General features: G+C 63.0%; 19 protein-coding genes. 12 read left to right on the top strand and 7 right to left on the bottom strand.

The features are described 5' to 3' along the window. Nucleotides 1-15: 15 nt before the first annotated feature. The 6 genes from mreC to AWT76_RS07365 all read left to right on the top strand — a co-directional run bounded on the left by mreC (nt 16) and on the right by AWT76_RS07365 (nt 6,273). Nucleotides 16-993 carry a rod shape-determining protein MreC gene (gene mreC / locus AWT76_RS07390; protein WP_072245783.1) on the top strand — a complete coding sequence of 326 codons (978 nt, stop codon included), beginning with the start codon at nt 16-18 and terminating at the stop codon, nt 991-993. Next, nucleotides 986-1,564 (top strand): hypothetical protein, encoded by a 579-nt coding sequence (locus AWT76_RS07385; protein WP_072247571.1) that lies wholly within the window; start codon nt 986-988, stop codon nt 1,562-1,564. Before mreC ends, AWT76_RS07385 begins: the two co-directional genes overlap by 8 nt. After that, the gene (mrdA, locus tag AWT76_RS07380; protein WP_072245782.1) at nt 1,561-3,498 is read left to right on the top strand and encodes a penicillin-binding protein 2; all 1,938 of its coding nucleotides are present in this window, start codon (nt 1,561-1,563) and stop codon (nt 3,496-3,498) included. The genes AWT76_RS07385 and mrdA overlap by 4 nt, the downstream gene beginning before the upstream one ends. Next, nucleotides 3,495-4,643 (top strand): rod shape-determining protein RodA, encoded by a 1,149-nt coding sequence (gene rodA, locus AWT76_RS07375; RefSeq protein ID WP_072245781.1) that lies wholly within the window; start codon nt 3,495-3,497, stop codon nt 4,641-4,643. The genes mrdA and rodA overlap by 4 nt, the downstream gene beginning before the upstream one ends. Further along, nucleotides 4,640-5,560 carry a 2-hydroxyacid dehydrogenase gene (locus tag AWT76_RS07370; RefSeq protein WP_072245780.1) on the top strand — a complete coding sequence of 307 codons (921 nt, stop codon included), beginning with the start codon at nt 4,640-4,642 and terminating at the stop codon, nt 5,558-5,560. The genes rodA and AWT76_RS07370 overlap by 4 nt, the downstream gene beginning before the upstream one ends. Nucleotides 5,561-5,709: 149 nt before the next feature. Beyond that, entirely contained in the window at nt 5,710-6,273 is a 564-nt protein-coding gene (locus AWT76_RS07365; protein WP_141655905.1) for a hypothetical protein, read from the top strand. Here AWT76_RS07365 and AWT76_RS07360 read toward each other — a convergent pair. Next, nucleotides 6,270-6,872, bottom strand: coding sequence for a rhodanese-like domain-containing protein (locus AWT76_RS07360; RefSeq protein ID WP_072245778.1), 603 nt, complete (start codon nt 6,870-6,872; stop codon nt 6,270-6,272). The two genes, AWT76_RS07365 and AWT76_RS07360, sit on opposite strands and share 4 nt — an antisense overlap. A gap of 245 nt (nt 6,873-7,117) precedes the next feature. On the opposite strand from AWT76_RS07360, the gene AWT76_RS07355 reads away from it, so the two are divergent. The 3 genes from AWT76_RS07355 (at nt 7,118) to AWT76_RS07345 (ending at nt 8,766) form a co-directional block, all read left to right on the top strand. After that, complete coding sequence (locus tag AWT76_RS07355) at nt 7,118-7,804, top strand: 50S ribosomal protein L21 (RefSeq protein WP_072247570.1); 687 nt, start codon at nt 7,118-7,120, stop codon at nt 7,802-7,804. A gap of 6 nt (nt 7,805-7,810) precedes the next feature. Continuing rightward, nucleotides 7,811-8,080, top strand: coding sequence for a 50S ribosomal protein L27 (rpmA, locus tag AWT76_RS07350; RefSeq protein WP_072245777.1), 270 nt, complete (start codon nt 7,811-7,813; stop codon nt 8,078-8,080). A 143-nt stretch (nt 8,081-8,223) separates the two neighbouring features. Next, nucleotides 8,224-8,766 (top strand): GNAT family N-acetyltransferase, encoded by a 543-nt coding sequence (locus AWT76_RS07345; RefSeq protein ID WP_072245776.1) that lies wholly within the window; start codon nt 8,224-8,226, stop codon nt 8,764-8,766. A 57-nt stretch (nt 8,767-8,823) separates the two neighbouring features. Here AWT76_RS07345 and infC read toward each other — a convergent pair whose 3' ends face one another. Further along, nucleotides 8,824-9,312, bottom strand: a complete 489-nt coding sequence (gene infC / locus AWT76_RS07340) for a translation initiation factor IF-3 (RefSeq protein WP_245638788.1) — start codon at nt 9,310-9,312, stop codon at nt 8,824-8,826. A gap of 225 nt (nt 9,313-9,537) precedes the next feature. Between infC and AWT76_RS07335 the strand changes: the two genes are divergently transcribed. After that, nucleotides 9,538-10,257 (top strand): hypothetical protein, encoded by a 720-nt coding sequence (locus tag AWT76_RS07335; RefSeq protein WP_141655904.1) that lies wholly within the window; start codon nt 9,538-9,540, stop codon nt 10,255-10,257. Between the two features lie 77 nt (nt 10,258-10,334). Here AWT76_RS07335 and AWT76_RS07330 read toward each other — a convergent pair whose 3' ends face one another. The 5 genes from AWT76_RS07330 to AWT76_RS07310 form a co-directional block, all read right to left on the bottom strand. Then, complete coding sequence (locus AWT76_RS07330; protein ID WP_082700138.1) at nt 10,335-11,249, bottom strand: SPOR domain-containing protein; 915 nt, start codon at nt 11,247-11,249, stop codon at nt 10,335-10,337. A 77-nt stretch (nt 11,250-11,326) separates the two neighbouring features. Beyond that, a complete protein-coding gene (gene upp, locus AWT76_RS07325) occupies nt 11,327-11,962 on the bottom strand; it encodes a uracil phosphoribosyltransferase (protein WP_072245772.1) in 636 nt (211 codons plus the stop codon). Then, the gene (locus AWT76_RS07320) at nt 11,959-12,948 is read right to left on the bottom strand and encodes an adenosine deaminase (RefSeq protein ID WP_072245771.1); all 990 of its coding nucleotides are present in this window, start codon (nt 12,946-12,948) and stop codon (nt 11,959-11,961) included. The genes upp and AWT76_RS07320 overlap by 4 nt, the downstream gene beginning before the upstream one ends. Beyond that, nucleotides 12,945-14,144: a phosphopentomutase gene (locus AWT76_RS07315; RefSeq protein WP_072245770.1), complete on the bottom strand. Its 1,200-nt coding sequence runs from the start codon at nt 14,142-14,144 to the stop codon at nt 12,945-12,947. Before AWT76_RS07315 ends, AWT76_RS07320 begins: the two co-directional genes overlap by 4 nt. Next, on the bottom strand, nt 14,144-14,575 hold the full coding sequence (locus tag AWT76_RS07310) for a cytidine deaminase (RefSeq protein ID WP_281179088.1): 432 nt from the start codon (nt 14,573-14,575) through the stop codon (nt 14,144-14,146). The genes AWT76_RS07315 and AWT76_RS07310 overlap by 1 nt, the downstream gene beginning before the upstream one ends. A gap of 124 nt (nt 14,576-14,699) precedes the next feature. Between AWT76_RS07310 and AWT76_RS07305 the strand changes: the two genes are divergently transcribed. Together AWT76_RS07305 and prpE are read left to right on the top strand one after the other, a co-directional pair. Continuing rightward, nucleotides 14,700-16,979 carry an NADP-dependent malic enzyme gene (locus AWT76_RS07305; protein ID WP_072245768.1) on the top strand — a complete coding sequence of 760 codons (2,280 nt, stop codon included), beginning with the start codon at nt 14,700-14,702 and terminating at the stop codon, nt 16,977-16,979. 186 nt (nt 16,980-17,165) lie between these two features. Further along, nucleotides 17,166-19,067, top strand: coding sequence for a propionate-CoA ligase PrpE (prpE, locus tag AWT76_RS07300; RefSeq protein WP_072245767.1), 1,902 nt, complete (start codon nt 17,166-17,168; stop codon nt 19,065-19,067). The last annotated feature ends 205 nt before the right edge of the window (nt 19,068-19,272 follow it).

Raw genomic sequence — 19,272 nt, 5'->3', positions numbered from 1 at the left:
AGGTAGGGGTGGGTCTTGGCCGGCGAACGTCAGACAGACACCGACTATGTCCGCCCGCTGCGACGCATTTTCATGGGCGTGCTGGTCGTTGCGCTGCTGGCGGTGTTCCTTGTCTGGCGGATCGACAGCCCGCGCATCGAACGCTTCCGCATGGCCGTGATCGACACGGTCGTGCCTTCGTTCGACTGGGCTTTGGCACCGCTGACACAAGTGACCGCCCTGTTGGATGATTTCCGCTCTTATGCGCGGATCATGGAACAGAACCAGCAACTTCGCCGCGAATTGCAGCAAATGCGCGCATGGCGCGAAGCGGCGTTGCAACTGGAACAGCGCAACGCCGAATTGCTGGACCTGAACCAAGTGCGGCTGGACCCGCAACTGACGCATGTGACCGGCGTTGTCATGGCCGATAGCGGATCGCCCTTTCGCAATTCGGTGCTGTTGAATGTGGGCGCGCGCGACGGGCTGGTCGATGGCTGGGCGGTGATGGACGGGCTGGGGCTGGCCGGGCGCATTGCCGGTGTCGGACAACGCACCGCGCGCGTGGTGCTGCTGACCGACAGCGCCAGCCGCGTTCCGGTGGTGATCCAACCCTCGGGGCAGCGCGCCATGCTGTCGGGCGATAACAGCGCCTTTCCGCTGCTGGATTTCATCGAGGACCCGGACGATCTGCGCCCCGGCGACCGCGTGGTCAGTTCCGACGATGGTGGCGTCTTTCCCGCCGGGCTGCTCGTGGGCGAAGTTGTCATGTCGCGCGACCGGCGCTTGCGGGTGCGGTTGGCCGCCGATTACGGGCGGCTGGAATTTCTGCGCGTGCTGCGGTCGCGCCCGCAAGAAACGATCACCTCGACCGGTGATCTGATCTTGCCTGCGGGCCCCGACAGCCAGCCCGAAGCCACCGATGGGGCAAACCCGACCCTGCCCGACAATCTGGCGCCAGATATTGCGCCGCCCCTTGCCCCTGTCCCCGATGCGGCCCGGACCGATGGCTGAGCGCAGCCTGTCCAGCCGGTTGTGGTATATCGCGCTGTTCATCGGCATCGGGGCGCTGATCTGGCTGTTTCGCCTTTTGCCCTTGCAGGGGCTGGGCGATGTCACCCGCGAACCGGGCGCGACCGGGATAAGCTGGGATGGCTGGCCCGCCCCGGACCTGATGTTGGCGCTGATCTTGGCTTGGGTGGTGCGCCGCCCCGACATGCTGCCCGCGCCTGTGATCGCAGGATATGTCTTTGTCGAAGACATCTTGATGATGCGCCCGCCCGGTTTATGGGCGTTGATCGTTTTGGGTATGACCGAATTTCTGCGCAAGCGTAACCAGACCTTGCGCGGGTTGTCCTTTTGGCTGGAATATGCCCTGATTTCGGCCCTGATGCTGGGCATGTTCCTGTTCAACCGCATGGTGCTCGGAATTGTGATGGTGCCGCAAGCGCCGCTTGGCTTGAGCCTTGCGCAGTTTATCGGCACTGTAGCGATCTATCCGCTGGTCGCGGCGGCGCTGCATTTCGGTCTAAGCCTGCGCAAACCCGCGACAGGCGAAGTCGATGATCTGGGGCAGAAATTGTGAAACGCACGGACCGGGAAAAGGAACTCAGTCGCCGCCTGATTACCCGCCGGGCGCTGGGGCTTGGGGCCATAAAGTTGGTGGTCACCGGGGCACTGCTATGGCGGCTGCGCGACATGCAGTTGGAACAGGCAGATGCGTTTCGCCTGCTGGCAGAGGAAAACCGCATCAACCTGCGCCTGCTGCCGCCCACGCGCGGGCTGATCCATGACCGCAACGGCGTGCTTTTGGCTGGCAATGAGCAAAATTACCGCGTGGTCATAACGCGGGACGACGCGGGCGATATCGACCTTGTGCTGGGCCGCCTGCAAAAGCTGATCGGGCTGCCGGACGACACGATCGCCCGCGCCCGCGAAGATATGCTGCGCAATCGCCCGTTCGTGCCGATCACGGTCGCCGAGCGGCTAAGCTGGGAAGAAATAAGCGCCGTCGCCGCCAATGCCCCTGCCCTGCCGGGTGTGACGCCGGAAATGGGCTTGTCGCGGGTCTACCCGCTGACGGAAGATCTGTCGCATGTGGTGGGCTATGTCGGGCCGGTCTCTGACCAAGACCTTGCGCGCGAGCAAGACCCCGACCCGGTTCTGATGATCCCCCGCTTCCAGATTGGCAAAAGCGGGGTCGAGCGCGAGGCCGAGGCGCGGCTGCGCGGCAAGGCCGGGTCGCAACGGGTCGAGGTCAACTCTGTCGGTCGGGTCATGCGGGAATTGGACCGGGTCGGGGGCGAGCCGGGCGAGACCCTGCACCTGACCATCGACGCGCGCTTGCAAAATTACGCAATGGCCAGACTAGAGGGGCAAAGCGCCGCAGCGGTGGTCATCGATATCGAGTCGGGCGATATCCTCGCCTCTGCCTCTGCCCCAAGCTATGATGCGAACCTGTTCGTGCGGGGCATTTCGTCCAAGAACTATAACGCGCTGCTGGAAAACGAATATCGCCCGCTGGTCAATAAATGCGTTCAGGGCATGTATCCGCCCGGATCTACCTTCAAGATGGTGACGGCATTGGCCGCGCTGGACGCCGCCGAAACCGATGGGCGCGAGCGTGTCTTTTGCCCCGGCCATATGGATGTGTCGGGCAACCGTTTTCACTGCTGGAAGCGCAGCGGGCATGGCCGGGTCGATCTGGTGGCGGCATTGTCGGAAAGCTGTGACGTGTATTTCTACGAAATGTCGCAGCGTTGCGGGATCGACCGCATCAATGCGATGGCCGAACGCCTTGGGATTGGCATTCGCTACCAGCTTCCGCTGACCTCTGTCGCAGCGGGGCTGAACCCGTCGCGAGAGTGGAAAGCGCGCACGCGCGATGCCGATTGGCGCATTGGCGACACGGTCAATGTCTCGATCGGGCAAGGCTATGTTTTGACCACCCCGCTGCAACTGGCGATCATGACCGCGCGTTTGGCCAGCAATCGCGCCGTGGTGCCGCGGCTGCTGCGCGACCCGCTGGAACGCGCGGTTCCGCAAGCCGCCAGCCTTGATCTGCGCCCCGAATGGCTGGACATGATCCGCCGGGGTATGGCGCAATCCGTCAATGACCGGCGCGGCACGGCCTATTCCTCGCGCGTGGTGGAACCCACCATGGCGATGGCGGGTAAAACTGGCACAAGCCAAGTGTTCCGCATTACGCAGGCAGAGCGTGACGCGGGCATTCGGCGTCAGGAAGACCTGCCTTGGAACCGGCGCAACCATGCGCTGTTTGTCAATTTTGCACCGCTCGACAACCCGCGCGTGGCCGTGGCGGTCATCGTGGAACATGGCGGCGGCGGGTCCACGGCGGCGGCCCCCATCGGGCGCGACATTTTGCTTGCGGCGCTGAATGACGGGCGCCCGCCGCTGGCCGCCTACCCGACCGCGCAGCGCAACCGCATCAGCGCCGAGCAGACGGAGATGGAAAACCGCCTGCGCGATCTGGGATCGTTCCGGGTCAGCCGCGCATGAGCTATCTTGAATACAACACCCAACGCATGCCCAAGGGTGCCGCCAAGGTGCTGCATCTGAACTGGGCGCTGGTGGTCCTGCTGATCGCTGTGGCCTGTTATGGCTTTGTCATGCTCTACTCGGTTGCAGGCGGCAGCACGCGTCCTTGGATGGAACTGCAAATGCAACGCTTCGGCGTGGGGCTTGTGGTGATGTTCGCCGTCGCCATGGTGCCGATCTGGTTCTGGCGGTCTGTCTCTGGCCTTGGCTATATGCTGTCTTTGATCCTGCTGCTTGGGGTCGAGTTTTTCGGGTCGGTGGGCATGGGCGCGCAACGCTGGCTGGAACTTGGCCCTTTGCGCCTGCAACCGTCGGAACTGGCCAAGATCACCACCGTCATGGCGCTTGCGGCCTATTACGACTGGGTCGATATCAAGAAGATTTCGCGCCCGGTATTCGTGTTGGGCGCGGCGATCATTGCGCTGTTCCCGGTCTTTTTGGTCGTGCGCCAGCCGGACCTTGGCACCTCGCTGCTGATTGCAGCCGCTGGCGGTGCGGTGATCTTCGCCGCAGGCGTGCATTGGGGCTATTTCGCGGGTGTCATCGGTTCTTTCATAGGGCTGGTCGTGGCCGTGTTCGCCTCGCGCGGGACAGACTGGCAATTGCTCAAAGACTACCAGTATCGCCGGATAGATGCCTTTTTGGACCCCACGCTAGACCCTTTGGGCGCGGGGTATCACATCAACCAAGCAATGATCGCGCTTGGCTCTGGCGGCTGGTCGGGGCGCGGCTTCATGGAAGGCACGCAATCGCGGCTGAACTTTCTGCCGGAAAAGCACACCGATTTCATCTTCACCACGCTGGCCGAGGAATTCGGCTTTATCGGTGCGGGATCGCTTCTGCTGCTGTATGTCATGATCATTGGTTTTTGCCTTGTGACGGTGCTGCGCACATCGAACCGTTTCGCCGCATTGCTGGCAGTGGGGGTGACGGCGAATTTCTTTCTGTATTTCGCGGTTAACACGGCCATGGTCATGGGGCTGGCCCCTGTCGTGGGCGTGCCCTTGCCGCTTATCAGCTATGGGGGGTCGGCCATGATGGTGCTGATGGTGGGCTTTGGCCTGTTGCAATCGGCTCATATTCACCGCCCAAGGCTTCCAGCATGACACTGACGGTTCTGCTGGCCGCAGGCCACGGCGTGTTCGAGGAGTACGATGCCCCCTTGCGCGCGGCCTTTGCCGCGCAGGGGCTGGACGCGGCACTGGTCACGGATGCCGCGCCTGAAAGCGTTGACTACATCGTCTATGCCCCCTCCAGCCCGGTGCAAGATTTCGCGCCCTTCACACGCTGCCGCGCGGTGCTAAGCCTATGGGCCGGGGTGGAACGCATTGTCGCCAACCCAACGCTGACCCAGCCCTTGGCGCGTATGGTCGATCCCAGCCTGACCCAAGGCATGGTCGAATATGTCACCGGACATGTGCTGCGCTACCATCTGGGGCTGGACCGGCCCGCAAGCAAATGGGCGCCGCTCGTGCCGCCCTTGGCGCAGGATCGGCGCGTTGGCTTTCTGGGGCTTGGCGAATTGGGGCGCGCCTGTGCGCAGGCGCTTGTGGCACTGGGCTTTGACGTGGCAGGCTGGTCGCGCAGCCCGCGCGCGGTGGCGGGCATTGCCTGCCATCATGGGGCAGACGGGTTGCGCAAGGTGCTGCAATGCTCTGAAATTCTTGTCACGCTTTTGCCCGACACCCCTGCGACCGCGAACATCCTGAATGCCCAAACGCTTGCACAACTGCCCCGCGGCGCGCGCATTATCAATCCGGGGCGCGGCACCTTGGTGGAGGATGCGGCGCTTCTGGCGGCATTGGATACAGGGCAGATTGCCGCCGCCACGCTGGATGTGTTTCGCACCGAACCTTTGCCCGCAGAGCACCCGTATTGGGCGCATCCCTCTGTCACCGTCACCCCGCATATTGCCGCCGCCACGCGGCCCGATACGGCGTCAGCGGTCATTGCCGCCAATATCGCGCGGGTTCAGGCCGGTCAGCCGCTTTTGCACGAAGTGTCGCGCAGCGCCGGGTATTAGCGCTTCTCGCGCAAAAACAGGGTCCAGGTGCTGAGCGGCCTTGTTCAATCCGTGATTTCAGACAACCGTAACACGGCACGACTATCGTGCAGCGTATCGCCCAGATTTCCGATTTGCGGTAAATTTGCCCCATGAATGCCCGCCGTTCCATGCGACCCGCTCCGCAGCCTGTGCCAGAGCATCTGCGCCCGCTGCCCCCCGCCGCACCTGCACGCGGGTGGCTGTGGCAATTGCCGCTTGCCGTGGGGCTGACATTGGGCGCGCTTTATCTGGCGGCAAGCCTTGTGCCGCCCTGTAGCGCGCCCGGTCCAGATTGCGCACCCCCCAACAAGCCAGACGCCCCTTTGATACAACCGCGCGCGCCAGATGCCGCAGCCCCGCATAGGCGCCCCATTCTGCGGGTCGCTTTCGCGCCATTGCCGCTGAGCATGGCAGATGCGCCGCCCGAAAGGGCCGCCCCCCTGCCATCGGGCCAGACGGTTGCCGATATCGCCACGCGGCCCAAGGCCATTGCGCTGGACCAGCTAAACCTGATCGCCGTGGTCGAGGCCGCAGGCCTACGCCACGCGCTGGTGCGGCTGGCCGATGGGCGTATTTTGCGCGTGCGCGAAGGCGACCGGCTGCAAGATGCCACCGTGGCCGCGATCGGGGACAACACGCTCTACATGCTGCGCCCCGACAACACGCGCCGAATGCTGGTGCTGGGGGGCTAGCCCTCTGCCCCGCCTGCGACCGTCAGGCCCAACATGCGCCAGCCCTGCATGCCCCAGCGATAATAGGCAATCTTCTCGGCCGGGTAGCCCGCATCAATAATGCGCCGAATCGCGGTGGGCGACTGGCCGCACCATGGGCCGTTGCAGAACATCACAAGGTTCGGGACCACATCGGCATCGCAAATAAAACCTTCGAAATCCGGCTCACAGCCCAGTTCGTGCAATTCATCCGCCATTTCCGTATAAGGCATGTTGATCGCGCCGGGGATGGTGCCGGTCTGCCAATCGGGCCGCACGCGGCCATCCACGACCAAGGTGTCGGGGTCTTGGAGCGCGTCCATCACATCCAGCTCGCCCACCGTGCGCACCCCCTCGGCGGGCGTCATCGGCTGGATGCAGAATTCCGGGCAAGGCCGCGCGATGCGGGCAAATTCCCCGTCAATCACGGCCGATTCGTCCTGAATGCGCGAAATCTCGACCGGGCCGGACGGGGTTTCGACCGTAACGGCGCCCATTTCGGGCGTGATATTGACGGTCTGCGCCAAAACAGGCCCGGTCAAGGCCAACGCGATGGCGGTCATGGGAACAAGGCGGGTCATGGTCTCTCCTCCACTTGAGATACCTTAGGGTAACGCAACGGCCCCAGCGCGCAACACCCCGTGAACAGGGGCCTTTGCACTGCTTGACAGAGCGCGCGTGCTGGTGCATTAGCCAGCTTCCGTTCGGGCATTCGGCCCGCGCGGATCTATGTCTATGCCCCGAACCGGGGCACGCAGCCCGACGGTAACAAACGCCTGCTTATGCAGGGACCACAGGGCGCGGCAGAAAATAAGGAATGACCGATATGTTCGCGGTCCTGAAAACAGGTGGCAAGCAATACCGGGTGCAGGCGGGTGACGTTCTGCGCGTGGAACGCATTGCCGCACAAGCTGGTGAAAAAGTCCAGTTCAACGAGATTTTGATGATCGGTGGCGATGCCCCCGTGATCGGCACGCCCATTGTGGACGGTGCTGGCGTGCAGGCCGAGGTGATCGACCAGATCAAGGCCGACAAGGTCATCCATTACGTCAAGCGTCGCCGCAAGCACAGCTCGCAGCGCACCAAGGGCCACCGCCAGAAGCTGACGCTGCTGCGCGTGACCGATATTCTGGCCTCTGGCGCGGATGCCTCGGGCGTGAAAGCCGCGATCGGCACCGGGTCCGTGTCGGGCTTTGCGGTTGAAGCTGCCGCTCCGGCCCCCAAGCCCGCCAAGAAAGCCGCCCCGGCGGCAGAAGCCGTGGAAGGCACCAAGCCTGCCAACCTGCTGACCGAAGCCCGCGACGGCAAGGCCGATGATCTGAAAAAGATCTCTGGCGTTGGTCCCAAGCTGGAAGGCCTGCTGCACGAAAACGGCGTGTTCCACTTTGACCAGATCGCAGCTTGGGGTCCGGCAGAGATTGCCTATATGGATGACAAACTGTCGTTCAAAGGCCGTATCGAGCGTGATGGCTGGATCGACCAAGCCAAGCAATTCGCATCTGAACAGGAGTAACAGCTCATGGCACACAAGAAAGCAGGCGGTTCCTCCCGCAACGGTCGCGATTCTGCCGGACGTCGCCTTGGCGTCAAGCTTTACGGCGGTCAGCTCGCGATTCCGGGCAATATCATCGTGCGTCAGCGCGGCACCAAGCATTTCGCAGGTGAAGGCGTCGGCATGGGCCGCGACCACACTCTGTTTGCCCTGACCGAAGGTCGCGTGACCTTCACCAAAGGTTTGAAAGGGCGCAGCTTCGTATCGGTGCAACCGATTGCGGATGCCGCGGAATAAGCCGAACTGTAACATTTTATATGTAACACGGGGTCGGCAGAAGTGCCGGCCCCGTTTCGGTTTCGCAGCCCGGTTGCGTGGAGGAGCAGGCAACCGGCATTTTAGCGGCACCGATCCGGGTGAGGGCCCGACAGGAGGATTGAATGAAACTTGATACCACGCTTGGCGCAGATTTGCCCGTGCTGACCAGCGCACGCCTTGTGCTGCGCCCGTTGCAAACTTCTGATGAAGGGCTACTGGAGCTTTACACAAGCGATGCGCGCGTGGCCGAAGGGACGCGGTCCATCCCGCACCCCCTGCCGCCGGGCGCAACCGCCCAATTCATCGAACGCGCGACTGCGCCCACGCGCGAGGAAGATGTCTGGGTCATGGATGGCGCGGGGCATGATCGCGCGGCGGTTCTGGGGCTGATCTCGCTCAAACCTCTTGACCGGCAGCAAAGCCAGATCGGGTTCTGGGTCGCGCCCGCGTTCTGGAATGCCGGTTATGCGTCGGAAGCCGTGGCCTGCATTGTCAAAGCCAATCCGCATAACGCGCGCACGCTATTTGCCGAAGTGTTTCAGGACAACACGGCCTCTGCGCATGTGCTGACGAATGCCGGCTTCGACTATCTGGGAGATGCCGAAGCCTATTCCGTCGCCCGCCGCGCCAATGTGCCCACCTGGACCTATATCCGCCGGATGTAAGCGCATGAAAAAGCCCGGCACGGCCGGGCTTTTCTGATCCTGCAAAACGATGCGCAGTCAGCGCGGCGCGATCATCATAATCATCTGCCGCCCTTCCATTTTAGGCATATTCTCGACCTTGCCGATTTCTTCAACATCGGCGGCCACGCGGTTCAGCAGGTCTGCACCCAAGTTCTGGTGCGCCATTTCGCGGCCCCGGAAGCGCAGTGTGACCTTGACCTTGTCGCCACCTTCCAAAAAGCGCATCACGTTGCGCATCTTGACCTCGTAGTCATGGGTGTCGGTATTGGGCCGAAACTTGACTTCCTTGATCTCGATAACATGCTGCTTTTTGCGGGCTTCCGCCTCGCGCTTCTGCTGTTCATACTTGAACTTGCCAAAATCCATGATCTTGCAGACCGGCGGCGTTGCATTGGGCGAGATTTCAACCAGGTCCAACCCGGCTTCCTCGGCAAGCATCATGGCTTGGGACGGTTTAACCACGCCGATATTCTCCCCGTCGGCCCCAATCAAGCGAATCTCGGGCGCGCGAATGCGCTCATTCACGCGGGGTCCAGTGTCGCGCGGGGGCGGGGCGTTGTGCGGTCTGCGAGCTATGGCTGAATTCCTTGTATTCTTACGTTTGTGGCGCGCAATCTAAGCCCGCGACCGCTGCTATTCAAGCGGGAATCGCGCGCGGGATATTGCTCGTTTATCGGCGGCTGACTTTGCAAGCGCAGAGATTTCTGTCATACGCAGCGACAGTTAATCATGGTTTCAGAGGACCGTAGCATGAACAAGATGGTTTTGTCATTGATCGCATTGGCGATCGCCGCTGTGGGGATCTGGTTGGGGATCCAGTCGCGCACACCGTCAGAGGTTGTCGCGCCCGTTGAAACGCCGATGGAAGAGCCAGCACCTGCCGAAGACGCCGCAGATGCCGAGCCAGCCGAAGACGTGGCACCCGACACGCAGGACGCCGTAGAAGAGGCTGCAAGTGCCGCGGAAACCGCGGTCGAAAACGCAACAGAGGCGGCAGAATCCGCCCTCGAAGATGCCACCACGGCCGCGCAAGATGCTGTTGAGGGTGCCGTCGAAGAAGCTGAGTCGCTGATGGAAGACCTGACCGGCGCGGGCGAAGACGCGACAGACGACGCGGCCGAAGCGACAAGCGATGCCGCCTCTGACGCTGCAGATATGGCCGATGACGCGGCAGATGCGGCAAGTGACGCGGCGGACGACGCAGCCGAAGCGACATCGGAAGCGGCGGAAGACGCGGCCGAAGCAACAGATGACGCTACAACGGATGAGCAAAGCGATGCCACTGACGCGCCAAGTGAAGGCGCGACAGAAGAAGCGGCAGACGAACCGGCCGAAGGCGCAAACGACGCAGACAATGCGGAAGGCGAAGGCGACTCAGACAATGCCGGCGCGGAAGCTGAAGGCGACGCAGAAGAAAGCGCCGCAGAAATCCTGCTTCGCAATGAAGCCCAAGGGTCCGACGCGGAATAACCGCTGGCACATCCCCGAATTGCCCCCCGGCGAGAGCATTCTCGCCGGGGGTTTTTCATGCCGTAACCGTCTTGACCTTAGCGGCGCAGGAAGGCGTCGTGAAAGCCCATCGCGCGCACCTGTGCCAAGGCGCTCTGTGCCTCTGCGCCGCCGCTGAAAGGGCCAACGCTCACAACCCTTAGCCCGCGTGCCGTCTGCTGGCTGGCGGGCAAGCCATGCGCTAGCAGACGCGACACCAGCCGGTGGGCATTGGCCGGCACGGAAAAACTGCCCACCTGCACCCTTAGCCCCTGCCCGCCACTGTCATGCTGGGCAACAGAGGCGAGCTGCGTCTGCTCTGTTTCGTGCTTGCCCAGAAACAAGGCCGGTTCGGTCACGCAGCGCACCAGTTTGCGCCCGTCGCTTGCATTCACCAACTGCCCGAAAGGCGCACTGCCGGGGCAGGACGGGTGACGGCCAGAGGCATCGGCCACCGGGTAGCGCGGCTTGGCGCGGCGCGGCGGTTGGCTTCGTGGCGGTTCCTTGCCCAGAAAACTGGGTGCGACGCGGCGCACCGGGTCACGGACAGCGCCGACAATCTCTATCCGGCCGCGCGGTGCGGCGGTGGTGTCGGCGGGCGCGGCCGCTGTGGTTTCGGTCGTTTCCGGATCGGCCTGCTCTGCGTCGGCGGCAGGTGCTGCATTTTCTGCCGCGCTGGCCTGTTGGCTTGGCGCGTCTGGCGCAGATGTTGCCGGGGCTGCGGGAGTATCGGATGCAAAAACCGTTGGGGACAGGTCGCAAACCGGGTTGCGGTCCGTCCCGTAGCGCGGAATCCATGTCACTTCGCCCCCGAAGGTTGACCGCAGAAATGCGCAGCCCGCGCTATCGACGAATTCGCGCCCTTCAAACGCTGCGGGCGGCAGATTGGCCGGGTTCAACCCATTGGTCTGAGCCTGTGCCGCAAGGCCCGTGCAAATCGCCGCCACACTTGCAGCCATCAAAAAACGAGTCATCCAAACCCCCCGGTCAATTCATTCAAGAATGCCGCTGCAAGCCTTGGAAAGTAAAGGCGATTCGGCCCTGCGCTTGCCTAAACCGTGCCAAAGATACGATCACCTGCATCGCCCAAGCCCGGCACGATATACCCTTTTTCGTTCAAATGGCTGTCCAGCGCGGCGGTTACGATCCGCACATCGGGGTGCTTCTGGGCCATGACTGCCACGCCTTCGGGCGCGGCCAGCAGGCAGATAAAGCATATCCGCGCGGCACCTGCCCGCTTTAGCAGGTCAATGGCTGCGGCAGCGGAATGGCCGGTGGCCAGCATCGGGTCGACCGCTATGGTAAACCGGCCCGGCATATCAGAGGGCAGCTTGTTGTAATATTCCACCGGGCGCAGGGTTTCTTCATCGCGGTAAAGGCCCACAAAGCCTACTTTGGCCGTTGGCACCACATCAAGCACCCCGTCAAGCAGCCCATTGCCCGCCCGCAGGATTGACACCACCGCCGGGTCAGGCCCGGCCAGCATGGGGGCGTCCATCGCCGTCAGCGGCGTGTCGATGCGCTGCGGCGCGATGGGCAGGTCGCGCGTGGCCTCATAGGTCAAGAGCAGCGCGATTTCGCGCAAAAGGCGGCGAAATTCCGGGCTGGGCGTGCGGCTGTCACGCATCAGGCTTAGCTTGTGCTGCACCAGCGGGTGGTCGATCAGGGTAAGGTCAGGATGGGTCATGCGCTCTCCAATCGTTTGGCAAGGCGTGCGCGCGTGCTGTCGTCGCAAAAGGCGGCGTGCAGCGCGGTCTGCGCCAGCGCGTCGAATTGCGGCTGCTCCCAGCCGAAGGCGCGGTGCAGCCCGGCATATTCCGCGCTCATATCGGTGTGGAAAAACGGCGGATCGTCGGTCGAGACGGTGACAGCCACCCCCGCCGCGCGCAGTTTTTCGATGGGATGGGCGCGCAGGTCGGGATAGACGCCAAGCACCACGTTGGACCCGGGACAGACCTCTAGCACGGTGCCGCGCTCGGCCAGATGTTCGACCAGCGCCGGGTCGTCTACCGCCCGCACCCCATGGCCGATGCGCGACACGCGCAGGTGTTCCAGTGCTGCGCGCACTTCATCCGGCCCGCGCCATTCGCCGGCATGGGCGGTCAGGCCCAGACCCGCCTCGCGCGCGGCATCGAAACTATAGATGAAATCGGGCAGTTCGCCCGCGTTCTCATCGCCCGCAATGCCAAAGCCAGTGATGAAATCGCCCGCCGTTTCCTGCGCGCACCGCGCGATGATGCGGGCTTTGTCCGGCCCAAAATGGCGAATGCAGGTAATACAGCCGCGCAGGGTGATGCCCATTTGCGACTCGGCGGTCGCAGCCGCAGCTTCGATCGCCGCCAGGTAGTCGCGCCACGCCACCAAGTCGCCGCCACCGCAAAAGTCGGGCGAGAGGAACGCTTCCGAGTAAATCACGCCATGCGCGGCGGATTGCTCCAGCACGGCCAAGGTCAGGTCGTGAAAATCTTGCGGGGTGGTCAGCACCGTGCAGGCAGCTTCATAGACGCGCAAGAAATCCACGAAGCCAGTGTATTTATAGGCCCCTGCCACGTCAAAAATGCCCGACAGGTCCACGCCCTTACGCTTGGCCTGCGCGCGGATGAAGGCAGGGGGTGCCGCCCCTTCCAGATGCAGGTGCAATTCCAGCTTGGGCAGCTTTGCAAAATCGCTCATGGTAGAAAGCTCCGTCCCGGCCCATGGGCAGGAACGCCCAGATGCTGCGCGATGGATGCCGCGACATCGACAAAACCGCAATGCCCGATTTCGCCCGCACCAAGGCCCGCAACCAGAACCGGCACGCGTTCGCGCGTGTGGTCGGACCCCGCTGCCGTCGGATCGTTGCCGTGGTCGGCGGTGAACACCGCAATATCGCCCGGGCGCAGGCGACCCAGCATTTGGCCCGCGACTGCGTCGAACCGTTCTAGCGCGCGGGCATATCCCGCCACGTCGCGCGGGTGGCCGTATAGGCTGTCGAATTCCACAAGGTTGCAGAAGGTCAGTGACCCGTCCTCGGCCCCGTCCACCAACCGCAGAAGGTGATCGCACAGCGCCGCGTCATCCGCCCCTTTGTGGCTATGCGTAATCCCCTGCCCCGAGAAAATGTCGGATATCTTGCCCACGCCATGCACCACGCGCCCGGCCCCGCTAACCCAATCGCACAGCGTGGGCGCGGGCGGGGCAATGGCGTAGTCGCGGCGGTTATGGGTGCGGGTGAACGCGCCCTCGGTGCCCAGAAAGGGCCGCGCAATGACCCGACCCACGCGTATGGCGTGCAGATGGGGGGCAAGATCGGCACAAAGTTTGTGCAGCCGGTCCAGCCCGAAGGCTTGTTCATGCGCGGCAATCTGGAACACGCTGTCGGCAGAGGTGTAGCAGATCGGCCAGCCCGTGCGCAGGTGTTCGGCCCCGAAACGGTCGATTATCGCGACCCCGCCAGCGTGACAATTGCCCAAAATGCCATGGGTCCCGGCCAAATCGCAGACCTTCGCGGTCAGATCGGGCGAAAAGGCCGGGATCTGGCGCGGGAAATAGGTCCAGTCCCACGGCACCGGCACGCCCGCCAGTTCCCAATGCCCCGACGGGGTGTCCTTGCCGCGCGAGACCTCTGTCGCCGCACCCCACAGGCCCGAGGGCCGCGCGCCAAGACCCGGCGCATCCATGCCAGAGGCGAGCAGGATCGCGGCCCCCAAGCCCAGCCCATCCAGCACCGGCAGGCGCAACGGCCCTGCGCGGCCCTTGTCCGCCTGCCCCGCCGCACAAGCTTGCGCGATATGGCCCAGCGTGTTGGCGCCCGCATCGCCGAACGCCTCGGCATCCGGCGCGCCGCCACAGCCCACCGAATCGAGCACAACGAGGAAGGCACGCGGCATCAGCCGCGCTCCATATGGTCCGCGCCGAACGCGCCGGGCAAAAGTGCCGCGACCGTGGTGTTCTGCCGCGCGCCGTTCAGCGACAAGAGCGTGACCGGCACATCAGCCCCCGCAAATTCGGCAATCTTCTGACGGCAGCCACCGCAGGGGGGCACCGGCGTTGGGCTGTCGGCAATGACCACGATTTCCGCAATCCGCTGTGCGCCACCCGCGATCATGGCCGCAATCGCGCCCGCTTCGGCGCAGGTGCCTTCGGGGTAGGCCACGTTTTCCACATTGCACCCCACGAACACCGCGCCCGTGTCGGCGCGCAGCGCCGCCCCCACCTTGAAATTGGAATAAGGCGCATAGGCCCGCTCGCGCACATCGCGCGCTGCATCTTCGAGTGACATCGCATACCTCTTTTTGCGCGCAAGTTTGCGCCGCCGCACGCAGCGATGCAAGCCCGCGCTGCGGCGTTTGCCGACGACTGGACAAAACCGCTTTAGCGCTACCGGGACTTGCAGCGACCGGGCAATGGTTTAAGGTTAAACCAAGTTGCGGCAGGAGGATAAGATGACAGAGCAGACCCATGACGACAACCGCCACCCGGCGCTGCTTTATCATGAATACCCGCGCCCTGGGAAATTAGAAATTCGGGCGACCAAGCCCTTGGCCAATGGCTATGACCTGTCGCGCGCCTATTCACCCGGCGTGGCAGAGGCCTGTCTGGAAATCAAGGCGAACCCGGAAAATGCCGCCCGCTACACCACGCGCGGCAACCTTGTGGCCGTTGTCAGCAATGGCACCGCGGTGCTGGGGCTTGGCAATATCGGGGCGCTGGCGTCCAAACCGGTTATGGAAGGCAAGGCGGTTCTGTTCAAGAAATTCGCCAATATCGATTGTTTTGACATTGAACTGAATGAACCCGACCCGGTCAAGCTGGCCGAGATCGTCTGCGCGCTGGAACCCACATTCGGCGCGATCAACCTTGAAGACATCAAGGCCCCCGATTGCTTCATCGTGGAAAAGATCTGCCGCGAGCGGATGGGCATTCCGGTGTTCCATGACGACCAGCACGGCACCGCCATTGTTGTGGGCGCAGCGGCGACCAATGCATTGCGCGTGGCCGGCAAGCGGTTTGAAGATATCAAGATCGTCTCTACCGGCGGCGGGGCTGCGGGCATTGCCTGCCTGAACATGCTGCTAAAGCTGGGTGTGAAGCGCGAAAACGTGTTCCTGTGCGATATTCACGGGCTGGTCCATGCCGGGCGCGAAGTGGATATGAACCCGCAAAAGGCCGCTTTCGCCCAAGCCACCGATGCCCGCAGCTTGGACGATGTGATCGACGGGGCCGACCTGTTTCTGGGCCTGTCCGGCCCCGGCGCGCTGACGCCCGCGCATGTGGCACGCATGGCAGCGCGCCCCATCATCTTTGCGCTGGCCAACCCCACGCCAGAAATTCTGCCAGATCAGGTCCGCGAGGTTGCCCCCGATGCGATCATCGCCACGGGGCGTTCTGATTTCCCCAATCAGGTCAACAATGTGCTGTGCTTTCCCTTCATCTTTCGGGGCGCGCTGGATGTGGGCGCGACAGAGATCAATGACGCGATGCAGATCGGCTGTGTCGAGGGGATCGCGGCGCTGGCCCGCGCGACCACCAGCGCCGAAGCGGCAGCGGCCTATAAGGGCGAGCAGCTTAGCTTCGGCCCCGATTATCTAATTCCGAAGCCCTTCGACCCGCGCCTGATGGGGATTGTGGCGAGTTCGGTTGCGCGCGCGGCAATGGAATCGGGCGTGGCCAAGCGCCCCTTGGCCGATCTGGACGCTTATAAACAGGGGCTGGATGCGTCGGTGTTCCGCTCTGCCATGATTATGCGGCCCGTGTTCGAAGCGGCGCGCGCGGCCTCGCGGCGCATTGTCTTTGCCGAGGGCGAGGATGAGCGCGTGCTGCGCGCCGCCAGCGCCATGCTGGAAGAAACCACCGAAGTGCCCATTCTGATTGGCCGCCCCAAGGTTGTCGCCAACCGGCTGGAGCGCGCGGGGCTGTCGATCAAACCGGGCACCGATTTCGAATTGGTCAACCCGCAAGATGACCCGCGTTATCGCGACTATTGGCAAAGCTACCATCAAATCATGCAGCGCCGGGGTGTGACGCCCGAACTGGCGCGCGCCATCCTGCGCACCAATACCACCGCCATTGGCGCGATCATGGTGCATCGGGGCGATGCCGACAGCCTGATCTGCGGCACCTTCGGGCAATATCTGTGGCACTTGAACTATGTCACGCAAATTCTGGGCGGGCCAGAGCGGCACGCGGTGGGCGCGCTGTCGCTGATGATTCAGCAAGAGGGCAACCTGTTCGTGGCCGACACGCAGGTCCACCCCAACCCAACGCCCGAGCAGATTGTCGAAACCACCATCGGGGCCGCGCGCCATGTGCGCCGCTTCGGGCTGGACCCGAAAATCGCGCTGTGCTCGCATAGCCAGTTCGGCAATCTGGATACGCCATCCGGGCGCAACATGCGCGCGGCGCTGGGCATTCTGGACAGCATGGGCCTAGATTTCGACTATGAGGGCGAAATGCATGTCGATGCGGCGCTTGACCCCGATCTGCGCGCGCGGCTGTTGCCCGATGCGCGGTTCAGCGGGCCTGCCAATGTGCTGATCTTTGCAAATACCGATGCCGCCAGCGGCGTGCGCAACATTCTGAAAACCCGCGCCGGCGCTTTGGAAGTGGGGCCGATCCTGATGGGCATGGGCAATACCGCCCATATCGTAACCCCCTCTATCACGGCGCGGGGCTTGCTGAACATGACCGCGCTGGCGGGCACACCTGTGGCGCATTACGGGTAAGGGGCACGCACCAATTTGCAAAACCGCCTTCGGCCGCGTGGTTTCGGCACGCATAATAGCGTGTTTGCAAACTCTGGCCGCAAAATTGCAAATTTTATGCACCTCCGCGCCCTATGTTGACGGTAACAGCCATTGCGCGCTGCCCGCGCGCTCGGCTAATCCATGTGCATTCTGAGGAGGATGACCATGGCCTATGCCGACCTGCACCGCGCATCATTGACCGACCCGAACGCATTCTGGATGGAGCAAGCCCAAGCCATCGACTGGGTAACGCCGCCATCCAAGGCGCTGTTTGACGAGAACGCGCCGCTTTACGAATGGTTCAAAGACGCGCAGTGCAACACCTGCTGGAACGCGGTTGACCGCCATGTCGAAGCGGGCCGGGGCGAGCAGACGGCCATCATCTATGACAGCCCCATCACCCATACCAAGCGCGAGATCAGCTATGTGGAACTGCGCAACCGCGTGGCCAATCTGGCCGGTGCGCTGCGCGCCAAGGGTGTGGAAAAGGGCGATCGGGTCATCATCTACATGCCGATGATCCCAGAGGCGCTGGAAGCGATGCTGGCCTGCGCGCGTCTGGGGGCGGTGCATTCGGTCGTCTTCGGCGGGTTTGCCGCCAATGAATTGGCCGTGCGGATTGACGATGCGCAGCCAAAGGCGATCATCGCCGCAAGCTGCGGGTTGGAACCGGGGCGCGTGGTGCATTACAAGCCGCTGCTGGATGCCGCGATTGACGCGGCCCGCCACAAGCCCGACTTCTGTGTCATCTTCCAGCGCGAACAGGAAGTGGCCAAATTGGTCGAAGGGCGCGACTATAATTGGCACGGCTTTCAGTATGGCGTGGCCCCGGCGGAATGTGTGCCGGTCGCGGGCGACCATCCGGCCTACATCCTTTATACATCCGGCACCACCGGCCAGCCCAAGGGCGTGGTGCGCCCCACCGCAGGCCATATGGTTGCGCTGCATTGGACGATGAAGGCCATCTACAATGTCGATCCGGGCGATGTGTTCTGGGCAGCCTCGGATGTGGGTTGGGTCGTGGGCCACAGCTATATTTGCTATGCGCCGCTGCTGGCCGGAAACACCACCATCGTGTTCGAGGGCAAACCCATCGGCACCCCAGATGCGGGCACTTTCTGGCGGGTGATTTCCGAACATAAGGTCAAAAGCTTTTTCACCGCGCCGACCGCCTTCCGCGCCGTCAAACGCGAAGACCCGCAGGGCGAGTTCGTCAAGAAATACGATCTGTCCTGCCTGAAACAGGTTTACCTTGCGGGCGAGCGCGCGGACCCTGACACGATTACATGGGCGCAAGAGCAGTTGAACGTGCCGGTCATTGACCATTGGTGGCAGACCGAAACCGGCTGGGCGATCGCCGCAAACCCCGTGGGTGTGGAACACTTGCCGGTCAAGATCGGCTCGCCCGCAGTGGCAATGCCGGGCTATGACATCCGGGTGCTGGACGAAGGCGGCCATCCGGTCGCGCCGGGCGAATTGGGCGCCATCGCCATCAAGCTGCCGCTGCCGCCGGGCACGCTGCCCACGCTGTGGAATGCCGAAGACCGCTTCCGCAAAAGCTATCTGGAACAATTCCCCGGCTATTACGCGTCGGGCGATGCGGGCTACATGGATGAAGACGGTTATGTCTATATCATGGCGCGGACCGATGATGTGATCAACGTGGCAGGGCACCGCCTGTCGACCGGCGGCATGGAAGAAGTGCTGGCAAGCCACCCCGATGTTGCCGAATGTGCCGTGATCGGCATTTCGGACACGCTGAAAGGCCAAGCGCCGCTGGGCTTTTTGTGCCTGAACAAGGGGGCGGACCGCGAAGCCGCAGAGGTGGTCGCGGAATGCGTGAAGCTGGTGCGCGAGAAAATCGGGCCGGTTGCCGCGTTCAAGCTGGCCGTGGTGGTGGACCGCCTGCCCAAAACACGGTCAGGCAAGATCTTGCGCGCAACCATGGTCAAGATCGCCGATGGCGAGGCGTTCAAAATGCCTGCAACCATTGACGATCCGGCAATCCTTGATGAAATCGCCACGGCGTTGCAAACCCTTGGCCTGCCCGCCGCGAAAGCCGGCTGACACAACCGCAGGGATTAAATACGCGCCCAAATTCCCGCTAGGGCACTTAAACCTCTTGTTGTCGGAACCGGCTTCGGACTAGGCTGAAGCAGATGAGTTTCAGCCTTGGCAATGAAGCGGTGTACTGGTGTCCGGCAGGATTGCAACAGAAACGGGGTCATTTGACCCGGTAAAATTGTCAGAGTTTCTTGACATGGGGGGCCCG

Source organism: Roseibaca calidilacus (assembly GCF_001517585.1).
GTDB classification, from domain to species: Bacteria; Pseudomonadota; Alphaproteobacteria; order Rhodobacterales; family Rhodobacteraceae; genus Roseinatronobacter; species Roseinatronobacter calidilacus.
The sequence above is the reverse complement of the archived record's forward strand: the minus strand, read 5'-3'. Positions and strand labels throughout refer to the sequence as shown.

Excerpts from the sequence above, each read along its gene's own strand:
- AWT76_RS07385 (WP_072247571.1), top strand. The coding sequence starts at position 986 with ATGGCTGAGCGCAGCCTGTCCAGCCGGTTGTGGTATATCGCGCTGTTC.
- rodA (WP_072245781.1), top strand. The coding sequence starts at position 3,495 with ATGAGCTATCTTGAATACAACACCCAACGCATGCCCAAGGGTGCCGCC.
- AWT76_RS07370 (WP_072245780.1), top strand. The coding sequence starts at position 4,640 with ATGACACTGACGGTTCTGCTGGCCGCAGGCCACGGCGTGTTCGAGGAG.
- AWT76_RS07365 (WP_141655905.1), top strand. The coding sequence starts at position 5,710 with ATGCGACCCGCTCCGCAGCCTGTGCCAGAGCATCTGCGCCCGCTGCCC.
- AWT76_RS07360 (WP_072245778.1), bottom strand. The coding sequence starts at position 6,872 with ATGACCCGCCTTGTTCCCATGACCGCCATCGCGTTGGCCTTGACCGGG.
- AWT76_RS07355 (WP_072247570.1), top strand. The coding sequence starts at position 7,118 with ATGTTCGCGGTCCTGAAAACAGGTGGCAAGCAATACCGGGTGCAGGCG.
- rpmA (WP_072245777.1), top strand. The coding sequence starts at position 7,811 with ATGGCACACAAGAAAGCAGGCGGTTCCTCCCGCAACGGTCGCGATTCT.
- AWT76_RS07345 (WP_072245776.1), top strand. The coding sequence starts at position 8,224 with ATGAAACTTGATACCACGCTTGGCGCAGATTTGCCCGTGCTGACCAGC.
- AWT76_RS07335 (WP_141655904.1), top strand. The coding sequence starts at position 9,538 with ATGAACAAGATGGTTTTGTCATTGATCGCATTGGCGATCGCCGCTGTG.
- AWT76_RS07330 (WP_082700138.1), bottom strand. The coding sequence starts at position 11,249 with ATGACTCGTTTTTTGATGGCTGCAAGTGTGGCGGCGATTTGCACGGGC.
- upp (WP_072245772.1), bottom strand. The coding sequence starts at position 11,962 with ATGACCCATCCTGACCTTACCCTGATCGACCACCCGCTGGTGCAGCAC.
- AWT76_RS07320 (WP_072245771.1), bottom strand. The coding sequence starts at position 12,948 with ATGAGCGATTTTGCAAAGCTGCCCAAGCTGGAATTGCACCTGCATCTG.
- AWT76_RS07315 (WP_072245770.1), bottom strand. The coding sequence starts at position 14,144 with ATGCCGCGTGCCTTCCTCGTTGTGCTCGATTCGGTGGGCTGTGGCGGC.
- AWT76_RS07305 (WP_072245768.1), top strand. The coding sequence starts at position 14,700 with ATGACAGAGCAGACCCATGACGACAACCGCCACCCGGCGCTGCTTTAT.
- prpE (WP_072245767.1), top strand. The coding sequence starts at position 17,166 with ATGGCCTATGCCGACCTGCACCGCGCATCATTGACCGACCCGAACGCA.